The following is an 18,013-nucleotide window of genomic DNA, read 5'->3' on the forward strand; positions in this document are numbered from 1 at the left end:
CAATTCCTTATCGTTCGCGCAGCGCTTCGCGCGCGCGGTTCAGGGGTTTGATCAGGTAGTCGAGCACGGTCTTCTCGCCGGTGCGGATGTCCACCGTGGCGATCATCCCCGGGACGATGGCGAAGGTCTTGCCGGCCTTGTTGCGCAGCACGTCGGCGTTGGTGCGGATGAACACCCGGTAGTAGAAGATCTCCGGCTTGGCCTGGTCCTGGATGGTGTCGGGGGAGATGGTCACCACCTTGCCGTCGAGGCTGCCGTAGATCGAATAGTCATAGGCGGTGATCTTCACCTTGGCGTCCTGGTCGGGGTGGATGAAGGCGATGTCGCGGGGGGCGATGCGCGTCTCGATCAGCAGCTGTTCGTCCAGCGGCACGATCTCCATCAGTTTGCCGTTGGGCGGAATCACCCCGCCCACGGTGGTCACCTCGATGTCCTTGACCACGCCGCGCACCGGCGAGCGCAGGGTCATGCGTTCCAGCGAGTCGTTGCGGCCACGAATCACCGCCACCAGCATGTCCGCCTCGGCATTGGCCTTGGCCAGGTCTTCGCGGGCACGCACCATGTAGTCTGAGCGGGCCTCGGTGGCCTTGAGCTCCAGCTCCGAGCGCTGGCGGTTCAGGCGCAGCACTTCGACGCGGCTGGAGGCGCCGATCTTGGCCAGGCTCTGGGTGATGTCCAGCTCGCTGCGCACCAGCTTCAGCGATTCCTGGATGCCCGCCAGGGTGGCCTCCAGGCCACGCCGACGGGTGGTGTACAGCGCGGTCTCGGCGCTGATCAGCTCGGGGTAGGCCTGCAGCGAGGGCGCGAACTTCAGCGGCGTGTCGTTGACCTCGGCCTGCAGGCGGTTGACGCTGGCCAGGGCGGCGCGGTACTTGGCCTCGCTTTCGCCGACGTTGGACTCGTTCTTCACCGGGTCCAGCTGCGCCAGCACCTCGCCGCGCTCCACCAGCGCGCCCTCGCTGACGTTCAGTTGCTTGACGATGCCGCCCTCCATGGACTGGATCACCTGCTCGTGGGAGCTGGGGATGACCTTGCCGGTGCCGGTGGACACTTCCACCACCTGGAACCAGTAGGCCCACACGAAGAAACAGCCGAGCATGAGCGCGCAACCCCAGATCACCCGGGCGCCGCGCACCAGGCCGCGGTCGTCGTCGCCGTCCAGGTACGACGCGTGTTCGTAAGTGCTCATGCCTGCGCTCCTTGCGGTTGCTTGAGACGGGCGAGGGCGGCGTCGCGGTGGTCGTCGATGACGATGTGCCCGCCGTCCACCACGATGATGCGCTCCACCAGCTGCAGCAGGCTGACGCGGTGGGTGGCCACCACCAGGGTGCGGCCTTGGGTGAACTGTGCCAGCTGTTCCAGCAGCCGCCGCTCGGTGATGTCGTCGAGGCTGGCGGTGGGCTCGTCCAGCAGCAGCACCTGGGGCTGGCGCAGCAGCAGGCGCGACAGCAGCAGGCTCTGCCGTTGCCCACCCGATAGGCCCTGGCCGCCTTCGAGGATCACGTGGTCCATGCCCTTGGGCAGCATCCGCACGAAGTCCAGGGCCCCGGTCTGCGACAGCGCGGCGAGGATCTCCTGGTCGCTGGCCTGGCCGGCGCCCAGGGTGATGTTGTCGCGCAGGGTGCCGTGGAACAGCCGCGCGTGCTGGGCCAGCAGGCCGACGTCGCGGCGCAGGTCGGCGGGGTCCAGGTGGGCCAGGGCGATGCCGTCCAGGGTGGTCTCGCCGGTGCCCAGGTCCATGCCGCCGGCCAGCGCCTGCAGCAACGTCGACTTGCCGGCGCCGTTGCGGCCCAGAATGGCGATGTGCTCGCCGGGGCGGATGGTCAGGTTGATGTTGCTCAGGGCCGGCGCCGCTTCCTCGCTGTAGCGGAAGCTGGCCTGGCGGAACTGATACTCGCCGCGAATGGCCGGCAGGTGCACGCGCTGGCTGCCCTGGGGGTGGTCCACGGGCAGCTGCATGATGCGGTTCAGGCCCTGCAGCGCCACCTTGGCCTGCTGCCAGCGGGTGAGCACGTGGGTGAGCTGGGCCATGGGCGCCATCATGCGTGACGACAGGATGGACGCTGCCACCAGGCTGCCGGTGGTCAGGTCGCCGGCAATCACCATGGGCGCGCCGAACACGATGACCACGGCGAACACCGCGCTCTGCACGTTCTGGGTCCAGGCCACCAGGCTGTTGGTGAGGTTGCGCAGGCGCAGGCTGCTTTCCGCCGAAGCGGCGTTGTAGTGGTTCCACTGCTGCTGGAAGCGCTGTTCGGCCTGCAGCGCCTTGATGTCGTCCAGGCCCTGGATGGCCTCCACCAGCATGGCGTTGCGCAGGGCCGCCTCGCGCATGGACTCGTTGGCCAGCCGCGCCAGCTTGCGCTGGGCCAGCACCCCGGGCAGCACCATCAGCACCAGGGCGACCACGGGTATGGCCACCAGGGCGCCGCCGATCAGGTAGAACACCAGCAAAAACATCAGGAAGAACGGCAGGTCGGCCAGTGCCGTGGCGGTGCTGGAGGTGATCAGGTCGCGGATCTGCTCCAGCTCGCGCAGCTGCGAGATGAACGAGCCGGTGGAGCGCGGCCGCGCCGAATTGCGCAGGCGCAGGGCGTGGCCGAACACCAGGTCGGAGACCCGCAGGTCGGCGCGCTTGCCCAGCAGGTCGGTGATGCGCAGGCGCATGATGCGCATCACGAAGTCGAACACCACCGCCAGCAGCACGCCGCCGAACAGCACGTAGAGGGTGGGCAGCGACTCGGCGGGAATCACCCGGTCGTACACCTGCATGGAAAACAGCACGCCGGCCATGCCCAGCAGGTTGGCCACCAGCGAGGCGATCATTACCTGGGTGTAGGGCCGCAGGTCGCGCAGCACGATGCGCCGGAACCAGTGTTCGTCGAAGGGTTTGACGTAGTCGTCGGTGCGCACGTCGCTGAGCACCTGGGTGGGGCGCAGCACCACCGTGCGAATGGCCTGGCCGGCGAGGGTGGCCGGGTCGATGCGGCTTTGCAGGCCCTGGTCGCCGCTGAAGACGATGCCCAGCTCGCCGTCCTCGCCCACGCTTTCCACCACGCCCACCTGGCCGTCGCGCAACTGCACCACCAGCGGCGCGCGCCAGCGGCTGAGGCTGCGGCGGTCGAAGCCGGCGAACTTGACGCTCAGGCCGGCCTGACGCGCCATGTGCCGCACCACGTCCTCCAGGCGCGCGTCGGGCTGCTGCGAGGCGATGCGGATGCTCTCCGGCGACACGTCCAGACGGTAGTGGCGGGCGATGGTCAGCACCGCTTCCAGCCAGGGCGCGTAGTCGGCACGCGGCGGCGGCGCGGCAGGTTCGTGGTTAATGACGATGGCGTCGGTCATGGCAGGATCTCCACGTGCTGGATGGTGCTGTGGTCGATGCCGAAGGCGCGGCGCAGGCCGCCGCTGTTGTACAGGCAATCGATTTGCAGGCGGCGCGAGTCGGCCACGGTGTTTTCCAGGTCGAAGCGTGACTGGTAGATCTCCTGCTCGGCGTTGAGCAGGTCCAGCAGTGGCCGGGTGCCCAGCTCCAGGTACTGTTTGCCGTACAGCTCGCGGGCCTGGCGGATGCTGGCCTCGCGGGTCTGCAGGGCGCCCAGGCGGCGGTTGAGGCTGGCGGTCTGCGCCTGGGCTTCGGTGAGGCCCTGGCGTGCCTGCAGGCGGGCGGCGTCCTCGGCCGAGTCGGCGGCGCTCAGGGCGTGGCCGGCGGCGCGGGTGCGGGCGCTGGTGGCGCCGCCCTGGTAGATCGGCACTTCCAGGTTGAGGAAGATGCCCACCTGGGTGCGGTTGATGTCGGGGTTGTCCTTGTTGTAGTCGTTGTCCAGGTACTGGTTCAGCGACGGTTCCAGGGACAGGGTGGGGTAGGCCTGGGCCTTGGCGTTGGCCAGTTCGGCCTGGGCCTGGGTGCGCTGGGCCACGGCGGCCAGCACCGCGGGCAGGGCGTCGCCGTTGTCGGGGGCCTGGCAGGACTGCTCCAGGGCCGTGGCGAAGGCGTCGGTGACCTGGGGCACGCTGCGCCGCCCCAGCAGGTTGGCCAGGGTCGACTGCCAGCGCGCGTACTGGGCCTTGTAGTCCTGCAGGGTGGCCATGCCGCCGTCGGCGCGGGACTGCGCCTGGACCACGTCGGAGCGGGTGCTGGCGCCCATGTCGCTGCGCTGCTGGGCCAGCTCGACGATGTCGCCGATGCCCTTGATCTGGTCGCGGGCGGTGGCCAGAAGGTGCTGGTAGCGTTGCACTTCGATGTAGGCGTAGGCGGTGTCGCGGGCCACCTGGTCGATGGCCAGCAGGATGTTCGCCTGGCTCTGCGCGGCCTTGGCGCGGGCGGCGTCGACCGAGCTGTCGACCTTGCCGAAGTCGTAGAGCATCTGCTTGAGGGAAATGCTCACGGCCTGGGTGTTGCGGTCGCCGTCATAGCCGCTGTCATAGCCGCCCTTGATGCCGCCGGTGACCTGGGGGTAGTAGCCGGCCTGGGCGACGTTGATGTTCTCGCCCTGTTGCAGCAGGGTGCCCACCGCTTCGGCGATGCTGGGGTGCCAGTCCACGGCCACGCGAATGGCCTGTTCCAGGCCCAGGCGCTGCTCGCTGGCGCTGACCGTGCGCGGCGCCGCGGGCACCCGGGCGGCGTTGCCCGGGTTGGGTTGCAGTTTGGTCGGGCTGATGACGCTCAGCCCGGGGTCCAGATGATCGTCGGCAAGGGCCGACACCGTGATGCAAGGCTGCAGGCCGACGGACAGCACGACCGCCGACAACTTCAAAAGGCGAACTGGCTTCACTGGGTTCCCTTACTGTTATTAGGTTCTTCCTTAAACACCACCCTGTAGCAGCGGCCGCAGGCCGCGTCCGGCGCCATGGCTGACGGACCGCGTTGCCTGGGACGCGGCCTGCGGCCGCTGCTACGGGTTACACCACATGCACCCCGCTTTGTACCCACAGGTGGTGACTTGGGTCCTCCTGGGGGGTGTATTGGGTATAGTCCACGCCGCCCGATTGTTCGCTGGCGTCGGCCACCCAGGTGCTGCCGGTCATGTGCACGCTGTCGTTGCTGCCCCCCTTGATGATCAGTTTGTCGGCGCCGGTCTCGGTGACCGCGATGATGTCCGCCAGGTTCAGCGTCAGGCTCACGGTGCCGGTGTTGGTGAGGTCGATGATCTCGATGTTGTGGATGCGGCTGGCCAGGTTGCCCAGGTCGATGGTGGCGTCGCCACCGGCCCATTGCAGGGTGTCGGTGCCGGTGCCGCCGTCCACCGAGGTGAAGTTCTGGTCGTGGACGATCAGGGTGTCGTTGCCGGCGCCACCGTTGAGGGTCACCGCGCCGCCGTGGCCGGCGTCCAGGGTGTCGTTGCCGCTGGTGCCTTGGATGACCTCGGTGGTGGTGGCCACCGCCGCCGTGGTGGCGGCGGTGCTGTCGTCGCTGACCAGCGCCAGGGCCGAGAAGGTGGCCACGGCGCCGGCCTGGTTGAGGTCGATGGTCAGGGTGGCGACGTCGGTGGTGCCGTTGGGGTGGGTGAGCTCGTAGGTGAACACGTCGGTGTGGCCGATCACCGCGTCGGTCAGGCCGGCATTGAGGGTGTACACGTAGCTGCCGTCGGCGTGCACCAGCAACGACCCGTAGGTGCCGGTCAGCGTGGTGCCGTTGTAGCCCGGCGTCACGTAGGTGCCGGCCAGCAACACGCTGAGCACGGTGTAGGCCGAGCCCAGCACGTCGGCGCCACCGCCGGCGGTGTCGGTGAGCAGGTTGCCGGTGACCGGGGTGTAGCTGCTGACCACGTTCTGGTTGGTGTAGGTGGCGGCGTTGGTGATGCTGGTGGTGATGGTGCTGAGGATGCCCAGCCCGGTCACCGCCACTTTCACCTGGTAGGTGCCGGCGGTCTGGTCGTCGAAGGTCACCCCGTAGTTGTTGCTGCCCAGGCTCAGCAGCGAGCTGCCACTGACGGTTTTCACCACCACGTAGACGCCCGAGCTGTTCATCTTGTACAGCGTCACCGTCAGGCCACCGGCAACGCTCAGCAGGTTGCTGGCGTTGAGGGTCACGGTCAGGTCACTGACCGTGTTGCTGGCGACGCTGGTGGTGTAGGTGGCGCTGCCGCCCAGCAGTGGCACGTTGAGGGTGCCCAGGGTGGAAGTGCTGGTGACCTCCTTGGCGGCCAGGGTGATGCTGGTGCTGGCGATATCGTTGGTGGCGTCCACCACCACGGCCGGGCTGGCCAGGTTGGTGCTGCTCCAGGTTTCCGTGGCCTGGGGGCTGTCGATGCGCACGTAGAGGGTGGCGGTGGCGGTGCCGGCGGTGGGGTGCACCAGCTCGTAGCTGAAGGTGTCGACCTTGCCCACGCTGCTGGTGCTGCCGTTGGCGGTATAGGTGTAGCTGCCGTCGGCATGGATCACCAGGGTGCCGTACAGGCCCTGCACCGTGGTGCCGGCGCCGCTGGCGACGGTGACGTAGCTGCCGTTCACCAGCACCTTGAGCACCGCGAGGTTGTTGGGCCCCAACTGGTCGGCCACGCCGCTGGTGCCCAGGTCGGTGAGGACGTTGCCGGTGGTGGCGGCACCGGCGGTGCCGGTGAACTGGGTGAGGCTGGTGGTCTGCAGCGCCAGGTCGCTGGTGACGGTGGTCAGCAGGCCGATACCGGTGCTGGAGACGACCAGTCTATAATCGCCGGCCAGCAGCGTGCCGATCTTCGCCTGCACCTGCTGCGAGCCCAGGGTCAGCAGGTCCAGCAGGCCGCCGTTGCCGTTGATGTCCAGGGTCACCCAGGCGCCGCTGGCGTCCTTGACCTGCAGGGTGTAGACCACGCCGTTGAGCAGCGACACCAGGCTGCCGGCCGTGAGGGTCAGGGTCGGGGTGCCGGTGGTGCCGGCGCTGATGCTGAACGAATAGGTCTTGGAGAAGCCCGACAGCAGGGTGGTGAACGAGTCCGAATAATGGGCGGTGCTGCTCACCGGCGCCAGGTTCACCGTGGCGGTGGCCAGGTCGTTGCTGGCCACCAGCGGGATGTTGGCGTCGATGTTGGTGGCCACCACGGTGGTACCGGTGGAGACGTTGCCGCTGCCGTCGGTGAGGCTGACGGTGAGGGTCTCGCCGTGGTTCTGGGCGCTGCCCAGGGTGACGCTGAACAGCCCGCCGCTGAGCACGGTGGCGGTGCCCAGCACCAGGCCGCTGGCGGATTTCACCGTGACGGTGCTGCCGGCCTCGCCGCTGCCGGTCAGGGTCAGGCCGTCGGCGCTGACCACAAGGCCCGTGGCCGCGGCCGGCGGGGTGAGGTCGGGCGCGGTGGCGGTAGCCGCCACCGAGACGTTGCCGCTGGGGTCGGCCTGGGTGACGGTCAGCACCTGGCTGTTGATTTGCGCGGCGATCGCCACCGAGAAGCTGCCGTTGGCTGCCACCGTGCCGGTGCCCAGCACGGTGGTGCCCAGCAGCACCTTGACGGTGGAGCCGGCCACGCCGGTGCCGGTGACCAGGGTGCCGCTGGCGTTGACCACCACGCCAGTGGGCGCGGCCGGCGCGGTGATGTCCGGCGCGGTCAGACTGGCGGCGGCCGAGACGTTGCTGGCGGCGTCGCTCAGGCGCACGGTCAGCACCTGGCCGTCCAGTTGCGCGCTGTTCAACGTGAGGGTGAAGGTGCCGCCAGCGCCGACGGTGCCGGTGCCCAGGGCGGTGCCCGCGGCGTTGGTGACGGTCACCGTGGCGCCGATTTCGCCGCTGCCGGTGAGGGTCAGGCCGTTCGCTGCCAGGCTGACGCCGGTGGGCGCCGCCGGGGCCTGCACGTCGGCGGCGGTGAGGGTGGAGGCGGGCGATACGTTATTGGCGGCGTCGGCCTGGGTCAGGCTCAGCACCTGGCCGTTGAGCTGGGCGCTGCTCAGGGTCACGGTGAAGGTGCCCGCGGCGTTGACCACCGCGGTGCCCAGGGTGGTGGCGCCGCTGACCACGGTGACCGTGGCGCCGGCTTCGCCCTTGCCGGTCACCTGCAGGCCGCTGCTGCTCAGCGCCAGGTCGGTGAGGGTGGCCGGGGCAGTGACGTCGGTGGCCACCAGGGTGGCGGTGGCCGAGACGTTGCCGGCGGCGTCGGCCTGGCTGACGTTGAGGGTCTGGCCGTTGAGCTGCGCCGCGTTGAGGGTGACGGCGAAGACCCCGCCGACCACGGTGGCAGTGCCCAGCACATCGCCGGCGCTGCTGCGCACGGTGACGGTGGCGCCGGTTTCACCCACGCCCGACAGCACCAGCCCGGCGCCGTTGAGGCCCAGCACGCTGGGGGCGGCGGGCGCGGTGGTGTCGGGGGCGGTGAGGGTGACCGCGGTCGAGCTGTTGTGGGCTGCATCGGCCTGCACCGCGCTAAGCAGTTGGCCGTTGGTTTGGGCGCTGCTCAGGGTCACGCTGAACGTGCCGGTGGCCCCCACCGTGCCCGTGCCCAGCACAGTGCTGCCGTTGCTGACCGTGACCGTGGCCCCGGCTTCGCCCCGGCCGGTGACGATCAAGCCGGTGACGTTGAGCGCCAGGTCGCTGATCGGGTCCGGCGCGGTGGTGTCCGCGGCTACCACGGTGGCGGGCAGCGAAGCGCCGTCGGTGCTGGTGGTGGCGGTGACCGACAGGGTCTGGCCGTTGGTCTGCGCGGCGTCCAGGGTCAGGGTGAACAACCCGCCGACCGTGGTCGTGCCGGTGCCGATCACCGTGCCGCTGGCGTTGTACACGGTGATGGTGCTGGAGGCCTCGGCCACGCCCGTCAGGGTCAGGCCGTTGGCGGCCAGCACCAGGTCGCTGGGCGCGTCCGGCGCCGGGTTCACCGGCACCGTCAGCACGGCGTCGAGGGAGTGGTTGCCCGCCGCGTCGGTCAGCACCACGTTCAACACATCGTTGGCGTTGATGCCGGGGTTCAGGTTGATGATGAAGCTGCCGTTGGCGCCCACGGTGCCAGTGCCCACGCTGGTGCCGCCGGCGTTGGTGACGGCCACGCTGGCCCCCACTTCGCCGCGGCCGGCCAGCTGGCTGTGGTCGGCGCTGATGCTCAGGTTGGTGGCCGCGTCTGGTGCCGTGATGTCGGCAGTGGCGTAGGTCAGGGGCAGGGAATGGTTGCCGGCGGCATCGGTGGCCACCACCGACAGCACCTGGCCATTGGCCTGGGCCGGGCTCAGGGTGACGTGATACTGGCCGTCAGCGCCGGTGGTGACGGTGCCCAGCAGGGTGCCGGCGGCGTTGGTGACGCTGATGACGCTGCCGATTTCGGCGGTGCCGTTGAGCGTGCCGCCGTTGTTGGTCAGCGAGGTCACCAGCGGCGCCGTCGGCGCGGTGATGTCCCGGGCGTCGAGGGTCTGCGCCGTCGAGGGGTTGAGCGCGGCGTCGGTCTGGATCACCGACAGCTGCTGGCCATTGAGCTGGGCGCTGGTAAGCAGGACGCTGAAGGTGCCGTCGGCGGCCACGGTGGCGGTGCCGATGGGCAGGCCGCCGGAGGTGACGGTGACGATGGCATTGGCCTCGCCGGTCCCGGTCAGCACCAGGCCGCTGTTGCTCAGCGCCAGGTTGTCTACCTGGGCCGGCGGGGTGACATCGGCCGCGGTGTAGAGCAGGGCCGCGCCGTGGTTGCTGGCGCTATCGGTCTGCACCAGGGTCAGCACCTGGCCGTTGAGCTGCGCGGCGTTGAGGCCGACGCTGTAGCTGCCGTCGGCGTTTACCGTGGTGGTGCCCAGGGTGGTGCCGGTGGCCGAGGTGACAACCAGGGTGGCGCCGGCCTCGCCGGTGCCGGTCAGGGTCAGGCCGTCGGCGCTCAGGCTGGTGACCACCGGCGCGGCCGGGGCCGTCACGTCTAGGGCGGTGAAGGCAGTGGCGGTGGCGTTGTTGCCGGCCCCGTCCTGTTGCACCACCGACAGCACCTGGCCGTTGAGCTGCGCGCTGGTCAAGGTAAGGGTGAAGGTGCCGTCGGCGGCCACGGTGCCGTTGCCCAGCACGGTGCCGGTGCTGGAGGTCACGATGACGCTGGCGCCGACCTCGCCGGTGCCGCTGAGCACCAGCCCGGCGGCGTCCAGGGCCAGGTTCTGCACCGGGTTGGGCGCGGTGGTGTCCGGCGCGAGCAACGTGGCGGTGGCCGAGACGTTGCCGGCGTCGTCGGTCAGGGTTACCCACACGGTCTGGCCGTTGGTCTGCGCCTGGCCGGCGCTCAGGGTGACGAGGAAATGCCCGGTGTTGTCCACCGCGCCGCCGTTGATCACGGTGCCGTCGGCCAGGGTGATTTTCACCGTGCTGCCGACTTCACCCGTGCCGGTGACCACCGTGCCGGTGGCGTTGAACTGCAGCTGGGCGGGCACGTCGGGCGGGGTCAGGTCCGGCGCGATGATCAGGGTCGGGCTGCTGACGTTGCCGGGTGGGTCGGCCTGCTGCACGCTCAGTTGCTGATGGTTGACCTGCGGGGTGCTCAGGCTGACGGCGAACGAGCCGTCCGCCAGCACCACGGTGCTGCCCAGCACGGTGCCGGCCGCGTCCTTGACGGTGACGGTGGCACCCGCTTCGCCGGTGCCGGTCACCAGGGCGCCGGCGGCGTTGATGGCGACGTTGGCCAGGTCTGCCGGCGGGGTGAAGTCCGGGGTGGTCAGGCTGGTGGCCGGCGAGACGTTGCCGGCGGCGTCGGCCTGTACCAGGGTCAGCACTTCGGCGTTGGTCAGCGCCGGGTTCAGGGTCAGGGTAAAGGTGCCGGTGCTGCCGACCACGGCCTGGCCCAATGGGTTGCCGTTGGCGTCAGTGACGGTAACGGTGGCCCCGGCTTCGCCGTGGCCGGTGATGCTGGCGCCGTCGCTGCCGATGGCCAGTTGCGTGAGCGCGGCTGGCGCGGTGGTGTCCACCGACACGTGGTTGGTGGCCGCCGAGGTGTTGCCGGCGGCGTCGGTCAGGGTCACCGCCAGGGTCTGGCCGTTGGCCTGCGGGGTGTTCAGGGTGATCTGGAAGGTGCCGTCCAGGCGCACGGTGCCGGTGCCCAGCAGGGTGCCGTCAGTGCCCATCACCTTGACCGTGGCGCCGGCCTCGCCGCTGCCGGACAGCACCAGGCCGTCGCTGCTGACGCTGGTGACGGTAGGGGCGTTCGGCGCGATCAGGTCGGGCGCGGTGAGGTTGACGCTGTTGGATTCATTGCCGGCGGCGTCGGTCTGGCTGAGGCTGAGCACCTGGGCGTTGGTCTGCGGGGTGGTCAGGGTCAGGCTGAACGTGCCGTTGGCGCCGACCACGACGCTGCCCAGGACAATGCCGCCCTGGCCCAGCACGGTGACGGTGGCGCCGGCTTCGCCGCGGCCGGTCAGCGCGGCGCCATCGGCCGCCAGGTGCAGGTTGCTCAGCGGTGCCGGGGCGGTGACGTCGGCCGCGGTGAGGCTGGCCGGCAGCGAGTTGATGCCGTCGCTGGAGGTGGCGTTGGCCGCCAGCACCTGGCCGTTGAGCTGGGCGCTGGCCAGGGTGACGCTGAAGGTGCCGTCGTTGAGCACCAGGGCGCTGCCCAGCAAGGTGCCGGCGGCGTTGTGCACGCTGACCGTGCTGCCGGCGGTGGCGGTGCCGCTCAGGGTCAGGCCGTCGGCGCTGAGCACCAGGTTGGCGGGCGCAGGTTCGGCCAGGGTGCCCGGCGCGGTCACCGAGGCGCTGGGCGAAGCGTTGCCGGCGGCGTCGGTCTGCACCACGCTGAGGTTGCTGCCGGCGCTGGCGCTGGGGCTCAGGCCGACGCTGAAACTGCCGTTGCTGCCCACCACTACGGTGCCCAGCAGGGTGCCGCTGGCGTCACGCACGGTGACGGTGGCGCCGGCCTCGCCGCTGCCGGCCAGGGTGGCGCCGTCGCTGGCCACGGCCAGGTTGGTCACGGCCAGCGGTGCAGTAGTGTCGGCGGCGGTGAGGCTGGCCGGGCTGGAAACGTTGCCGGCCGCGTCGGTGGCGGTCACGGTCAAGGCCTGGCCGTTGGTTTGCGCGCTGTTGAGGGTGACGTGGAACACGCCGTCGCTGCCGCTGGTGATGGTGCCCAGCACGGTGCCCTGGGCGTTGGTGACGGTGACGGTGCTGCCGGCCTCGGCGTGGCCGGTCAGCTGCAGGCCGGCTCCATTGAGTGCCAGGTCAGTGGGGCTGGCCGGCGGCGTCAGGTCCACGGCGGTGATGTCCACGGCGGTGGAGACGTTGCCGGGCGGGTCTTCCTGGGTCACGGTGAGCACCTGCGCGTTGAGCTGCGCGGTGTTCAGGGTCAAGGTGAAAGCGCCGTTGGCGGCCACCAGGCCAGTGCCCAGCAGGGTGTTGTCGGCGCTGTAGACCTGCACGGTGGCGCCGGGCTCGCCGTGGCCGGTGACAGTGACGCCGTCGGCGTTGATCGCCACCTGGGTAAGGGCGGCGGGCGGCGTGGTGTCGGGGGCCACTTGGGTGACCGAGGCGGAGGTGTTGCCGCTGGGGTCGGTCTGGCTGACGTCGAGGACCTGGCCGTTGGTTTGCGCGGTGGTGAGGGTCACCGAGAAACTGCCGTTGCTGGCCACCACGGCAGTGCCCAGTGGGTTGCCGTTGCTGTCGGTGACGTGCACGGTGGCGCCGGGTTCGCCGCTGCCGTTGAGGGTGGTGCCGTCGTTGCTGATGGCCAGGCCGCTGACCACCGCCGGCGGGGTGGTGTCGACGGTGGCCAGGGTTGCGTCGGCGGAGACGTTGCCGGCGGCGTCGGTGAGGCTGACGTGCAGGGCGGCGCCGTTGGTCTGGGCGCTGCCCAGGCTGACCTGGAAGTTGCCGCTCTGGTCCACCGTGCCGGTGCCCAGCACGGTACCGTTGGCGTCGCGCACGGTGACCGTGGCGCCCACCTCGCCGGTGCCGCTGACCACGGTGCCGACGTTATTGATCGACAGGTTGGCGGCCGGGTTCGGCGCGGTCAGGTCGGGGGCCTGGGTGCTGGCCGGCTGCGAGACGTTGCCGGCGGCATCGCTCTGGGTCACGGTCAGCGCCTGGGCGTTGAGCTGCGGGGTGGTGAAGGTGACGACGAAACTGCCGTTGCTGGCCACCAGCGCGGTGCCGACCACGGCGCCGCTGGCGTCGGTCACCGCCACGCTGGCGCCGGCCTCGCCCTTGCCGGTGAGGGTGCTGCCGTTGGCCGCCACGGCGACGTCGGTGGGGGCGTCGGGGGCGGTGCTGTCGCTGGCCACCACGGTGGCTGGTACCGAGGTGTGGGTGCCGTCGCTGGCGGTCACGTGCAGGGTCTGCGCGTTGACCTGGGCAATGCGCAGCAGCACGCTGAAGCGCCCGCTGCTGTTGACCAGCGCGGTGCCCAGGCTGGCGCCGCTGCTGTCCAGCACGTTGATGGTGGTGCCGGCGGTGCCGCTGCCGGTGAGGGTGCTGCCGTCGCTGGCCAGGGCCAGGTCACTGGGGCTGGCGACCTGGGTGCCGTCGGGGCCGGCCACGGTCCCGGGCTCGGACGTGTTGTTGGCCGCGTCGGTGCTGGTCACGCTCAAGGTGCTGCCGTTGGCGGCCGGGGTGGTCAGGGTCACCACGAACGCGCCATCACTGCCTGCGGTGCCGCTGCCCAGCAGGGCACCGCCGCTGTCGCGCACGGTGACGGTGCTGCCGGCCTCGGCGGTGCCGGAGACCTGGCTGCCGTCCGGGGTCACGGCGAGGTTGCCCGGCTGGGCCGGGTTGGTGGTGTCCGGGGCGGTGACGGTGGCCGGCAACGAGGTGTAGCTGCTGTCGGAGGCCGTGACCTGGAGGACTTCGGCGTTGAGCTGCGCAGAGGGCAGGGTGGCGGTGAAGTGGCCGTCGCTGCCGGCAGTGACGGTCACCAGCAGGTTGCCGTCGGCGTCCAGCACGCGCACGGTGCTGTTGGCCTGGGCGAGGCCGGTGAGCGTGGTGCCGCTTGCGTCCACCAGCAGTTCGCTGGGCGCGGGTGGCGCGGTGAGGTCCGGCGCGGTCAGGGTCTGGGTCGCCGAGGCGTTGGTGGCGGCGTCTTCCTGGTGCACGCTCAGGGTCTGGCCGTCCAGTTGCGCGGGGCTCAGGGTCACGCTGAAGCTGCCGTTGCCGGCCACCACGGCGCTGCCCAGCAGCGTGCCGCTGGCGTCGCGCACGTACACGGTGTCGCCGGCCACGCCGGTGCCGGTGACGGTGGCGCCGTTGGGGCTGATGGCCAGGTTGTCGAGGCTACCGGGCGGCGTGGTGTCCGGCGCGGTGAAGCCGGCATCGGCGGAAACGTTGTTGTGCAGGTCGGTCTGGTTGACGTGCAGCACCTGGCCATCGGCCTGGGTGCCGCTCAGGGGCACGCTGAAGCTGCCGTTGTCGTTCACCGTGGCGAAGCCCAGCAGGGTGCCGTCCTGGGCGTAGACGCGCACGGTGGCGCCGGCCTCGCCGACGCCGCTGAGGGTGTTGCCATCGCTGCTCAGGGTGAGCTGCGTGGGCGCGTCGGGGGCCTGGGTGTCCGGGGCGGTCAGGGAGCTGCTGGGCGACGGGTTGCCGGCGGCATCGGCCTGCGCCACGGTCAGGGTCTGGCCGTTGGTTTGCGCGGTGCCCAGGGTGATCTGGAACAGGCCGTTGCTGCCCACCACGGCGCTGCCCAGGGAGGCGCCGTTGGCGTCCTTGACGGTGACGGTGGCGCCCACTTCGCCGTGGCCGCTGACGACGGCGCCGTTGGCGGAAATGCTCGCGTCGGTGATCTGCGCCGGTGGCGTCAGGTCGGGGGCGCTGACGCTGGCGGGCGTCGACGGGTTGCCGGCGGCGTCGGCCTGCACCACCAGCAGCGCCTGGGCGTTGGTTTGCGGGGTGGTCAGCAGGACGCTGAAATGGCCGTCGGTGCCCACCGTGGCGGTGCCGATCACGGTGCCGGACGGGTCGCGCACGGTGATGCTGGCGTTGGCTTCGCCATTGCCGGTCAGCTGCGTGCCGGTGGCGTTCACCGCCAGGTCGGTGACCGGGGCGGGCGCTTGGGTGTCGGGGGTGACATAGCTCACCGGCCCGGCGCCGTTGCCGGTGCTGTCGGTGGCGCTCACCAGCAGGGTCTGGCCGTTGTGCTGCGGGCTGCTCAAGGTGACGCTGAAGGTGCCATCGGCGGCCACCACGGCGGTGCCGAGCACGGTGCCGGTGGTGCTGGTGACGGTGATGTGCGCGCCGGCCTCGCCGACGCCGCTGAGCACGGTGCCGGCGCTGTTGACGGCCAGGTTGCCCGGTTGCAGCGGGCCGTCCAGGTCCGGTGCGTTGATGTCGGCGACGGCCGAAGGGTTGCCGGCGGCATCGGCCAGGGTCACGTGCAGGGCCTGGCCATCGACCTGGGCACTGGCCAGGGTCACGCTGAAGCTGCCGGTGGCCGAGACCACGGCGCTGCCCAGCACGTTGCCGGCGGCGTCCTTGACGGTGACGGTGGCGCCGACTTCGCCGCGCCCGGTCAGCAGCAGGCCGTTGTTGCTCACGGCCAGGTCGGTGGCCGCGGCGGGGCCGGTGATGTCGGGGGCGGTGACGGGGACGCTGACCGAGACTTCGCTGTTGCTGTCGGTGGCCTGCACGCTGAGCACTTCGCCGTTGGCCTGGTTGGGGAGCAGGCTGACGATGAAGGTGCCGTCTGAAGCCACCACGCCGGCGCCGATCACGGTGCCGTTTTTGTCGAGCACCTGGATCGCATTGCCGGCGGTGCCGGTGCCACTCAGTTGCGAACCATTTTCGTTGACCTGCAGGTTGGCCGGCGTGCCGGGGCCGTCGGCGTCCGGGGCGACCACGACAACTGCGGGCGAGGCGTTGCCGGCGGCGTCGGCCTGGGTGATGCGCACGGTGTCGCCCTCGGTAACGGGCGGTTGCAGGGTAACTTCGAAGGTGCCATTGGCGTTGACCAGGCCGCTGGCGATGACCACGTTGTTGCTGTCGCGCACGGTGACGGTGGCGCCGGGTTCGCCTGTGCCCGACAGCGCCTGGCCATCGGCGCTGATCACCACGTCGGTGACCGCGTCGGGGCGGGTAGTGTCGGCGGCCACCAGCAGCGTGGGCGTACTGGTGTTGCCGGCGGCGTCGGTGGCGGTGACGTCCAGGTGCTCGCCATTGGTCTGGGCGCTGCTCAGGGTCAGGCTGAAGGTTCCGTCGGCGTTGGCACGGGTGAGGCCGATCACCTGGCCCTGATTGTCATGCACCAGCACCCGCGAGCCGGCTTCGGCGGTGCCGGTCAGGGTCAGGCCGTCGGCACTCAAGACCAGGTTGCCGGGCTGCGCCGGGGCGGTGAGGTCGGGGGCGGTGAGCGCGACGTTGGGCGAGACGTTGCCGGCAGGGTCGGTGAGGGTCACCTGCAGGGTCTGGCCGTCGTTTTGCGCGGGGCTGAGGGTGACGCTGAACAGGCCGTCGCTGCCGACCACGGCGGTGCCCAGCACGGTGCCGTTGGCGTCGATCACGGTGGCGGTGGCGCCGGCTTCGCCGTGGCCGCTGACCAGGCTGCCGCTGCCGCTGATGGCCACGTCAGTGGCAGGTGCGGGTGGGGTAGTGTCCGGCACGCTGAGGTCGGGCGCTTGCGCAGTGGCGGCGGGCGAGCTGTTGCCGGCCGCGTCGGTGTCGATCACCGTCAAGGCCTGGCCGGCGGTTTGCGCCGGGGCCAGGGTGACGCTGAAGCTGCCGTCGCTGGCCACCAGGGCGGTGCCCAGCACGGTGCCGTCGGCGCCTTTCACGGTGATGGTCGAGCCAGCTTCACCGGTGCCGGTGAGGGTGGTGCCGTCGGCGTTCACCGCCAGGTTGCCGGGCACGGCCGGTGGGGTGGTGTCGGCCGCGACCAGGGTGCCGGGCGCCGAGCTGTTGCCGGCGGCGTCGGTGAGGGTGACGTTGAGTGTCTCGCCGTTGGTTTCGGCCTGGTTCAGGGTTATCTGGAAATGCCCGTCGCTGCCCACGGTGCCGGTGCCCAGCACGTTGCCGGCGCTGTCACGCACGGTCACGCTGCTGCCGGGTTCGCCGTTGCCGCTCAGGGTCAGGCCATCGCCGGTCAGGGCCAGGTCGGCGGGGGCGGCGGGCGCGGTGGTGTCCGGCGCGACGATGGTGCCGGGCGCCGAGGTGTTGCCGGCGCCGTCGGTGAGGGTCACGTCGAGGGTCTGGCCGTTGTTCTGGGCGCTGCCCAGGGGCACCTGGAAGCTGCCGTCGCTGCCCACGGTGCCGGTGCCCAGTACGTTGCCGGCGCTGTCGCGCACGGTCACGGTGCTGCCGGGTTCGCCCAGCCCGCTCAACAGCAGGCCGTTGGCGGACAGCGCCAGGCCCGTGGGGGCGTCGGGCGCGGTGGTGTCGACAGCGGTGCCACCACCGCCGCCGCTTCCGCTGCCGCCGCCGGTGCCTACCGCGGCTGCCGTGGCGCCGCCGGCCCCCAGCAGGCCGAGGCCGGCGATAGCCCATTCGGGCGTGGCACTGCCGACCACGGCAACGCCGGCCAGCAGGTCGTCGATAGAGGAGACTTCGGCAAAGGTGAAACCGTTGAAGCTTTCGGCGCTGTATTGCGCCTGCCACAGGGTGCCGTTGTCACCCTGGAACACCATGTCGCTGTGCACACCCTGGGGGTTGGCCTTGAAGAAGTTGTCGACCCGCACCTGTTCACCGTTTTTCAGGTGCAGCACCGCGGCATCGCCGCTACGGCCGACGGACGCCACCTGCTGGGGGGGCACGGGGATCTGTACCACGGCGGGGTCTTGCAGGGAAACGTTGCCAAACGCTTGGGCAGTGACTTGGGCAGTGGCTTTGTCAGCGACGACGATATTGTCCATTATCGGCTCTTCCTTTCGCTTCTTCCGTCACCACACAGCAAATGGCGTGGTGATCGCTACGGCTCGCCGGGCACGGCAACGCCGAAAAATCCTGTACGAATTGGATCCTTCATGTATAGCAAATGGATACGAAAGCGTCGGCTAGCTTGGGCGCTAGCAGCGATTGCGCGACAGGCGGCAGAGGGATTGGGCGGGGGTAATCTAGGTATGACCGGGGTGTTGGGAAAAGGTGCTTTTTTTGTACAGGTTTTTATCAGACCCATGAATATGCCTGTGGGAGCTGGCTTGCCAGCGAGCTTTGCGGCGATTGAAAAGCTCGCTGGCAAGCCAGCTCCCA

At 70.3% G+C, this 18,013-nt stretch carries 4 protein-coding genes; all 4 read right to left on the reverse strand.

Going from position 1 to position 18,013, the window contains the following annotated elements; all coding sequences use genetic code 11:
- Positions 1-7 precede the first annotated feature (7 nt).
- The 4 genes from ACWKWX_RS26665 to ACWKWX_RS26680 all read right to left on the reverse strand — a co-directional run bounded on the left by ACWKWX_RS26665 (position 8) and on the right by ACWKWX_RS26680 (position 17,676).
- Positions 8-1,189 carry a beta-barrel domain-containing protein gene (locus tag ACWKWX_RS26665; protein WP_483829344.1) on the reverse strand — a complete coding sequence of 394 codons (1,182 nt, stop codon included), beginning with the start codon at positions 1,187-1,189 and terminating at the stop codon, positions 8-10.
- Positions 1,186-3,345 carry a type I secretion system permease/ATPase gene (locus ACWKWX_RS26670; protein ID WP_473006516.1) on the reverse strand — a complete coding sequence of 720 codons (2,160 nt, stop codon included), beginning with the start codon at positions 3,343-3,345 and terminating at the stop codon, positions 1,186-1,188. Before ACWKWX_RS26670 ends, ACWKWX_RS26665 begins: the two co-directional genes overlap by 4 nt.
- On the reverse strand, positions 3,342-4,757 hold the full coding sequence (locus ACWKWX_RS26675; protein WP_473006853.1) for a TolC family outer membrane protein: 1,416 nt from the start codon (positions 4,755-4,757) through the stop codon (positions 3,342-3,344). The genes ACWKWX_RS26670 and ACWKWX_RS26675 overlap by 4 nt, the downstream gene beginning before the upstream one ends.
- Positions 4,758-4,902: 145 nt before the next feature.
- Positions 4,903-17,676, reverse strand: a complete 12,774-nt coding sequence (locus tag ACWKWX_RS26680) for a BapA/Bap/LapF family large adhesin (protein ID WP_483829345.1) — start codon at positions 17,674-17,676, stop codon at positions 4,903-4,905.
- Positions 17,677-18,013: the final 337 nt, after the last annotated feature.

It is taken from the genome of Pseudomonas imperatae (genome assembly GCF_057128625.1).

Coding starts and splice junctions, on each gene's coding strand:
- ACWKWX_RS26680 (WP_483829345.1), bottom strand. CDS start 17,676: ATGGACAATATCGTCGTCGCTGACAAAGCCACTGCCCAAGTCACTGCC.
- ACWKWX_RS26670 (WP_473006516.1), bottom strand. CDS start 3,345: ATGACCGACGCCATCGTCATTAACCACGAACCTGCCGCGCCGCCGCCG.
- ACWKWX_RS26665 (WP_483829344.1), bottom strand. CDS start 1,189: ATGAGCACTTACGAACACGCGTCGTACCTGGACGGCGACGACGACCGC.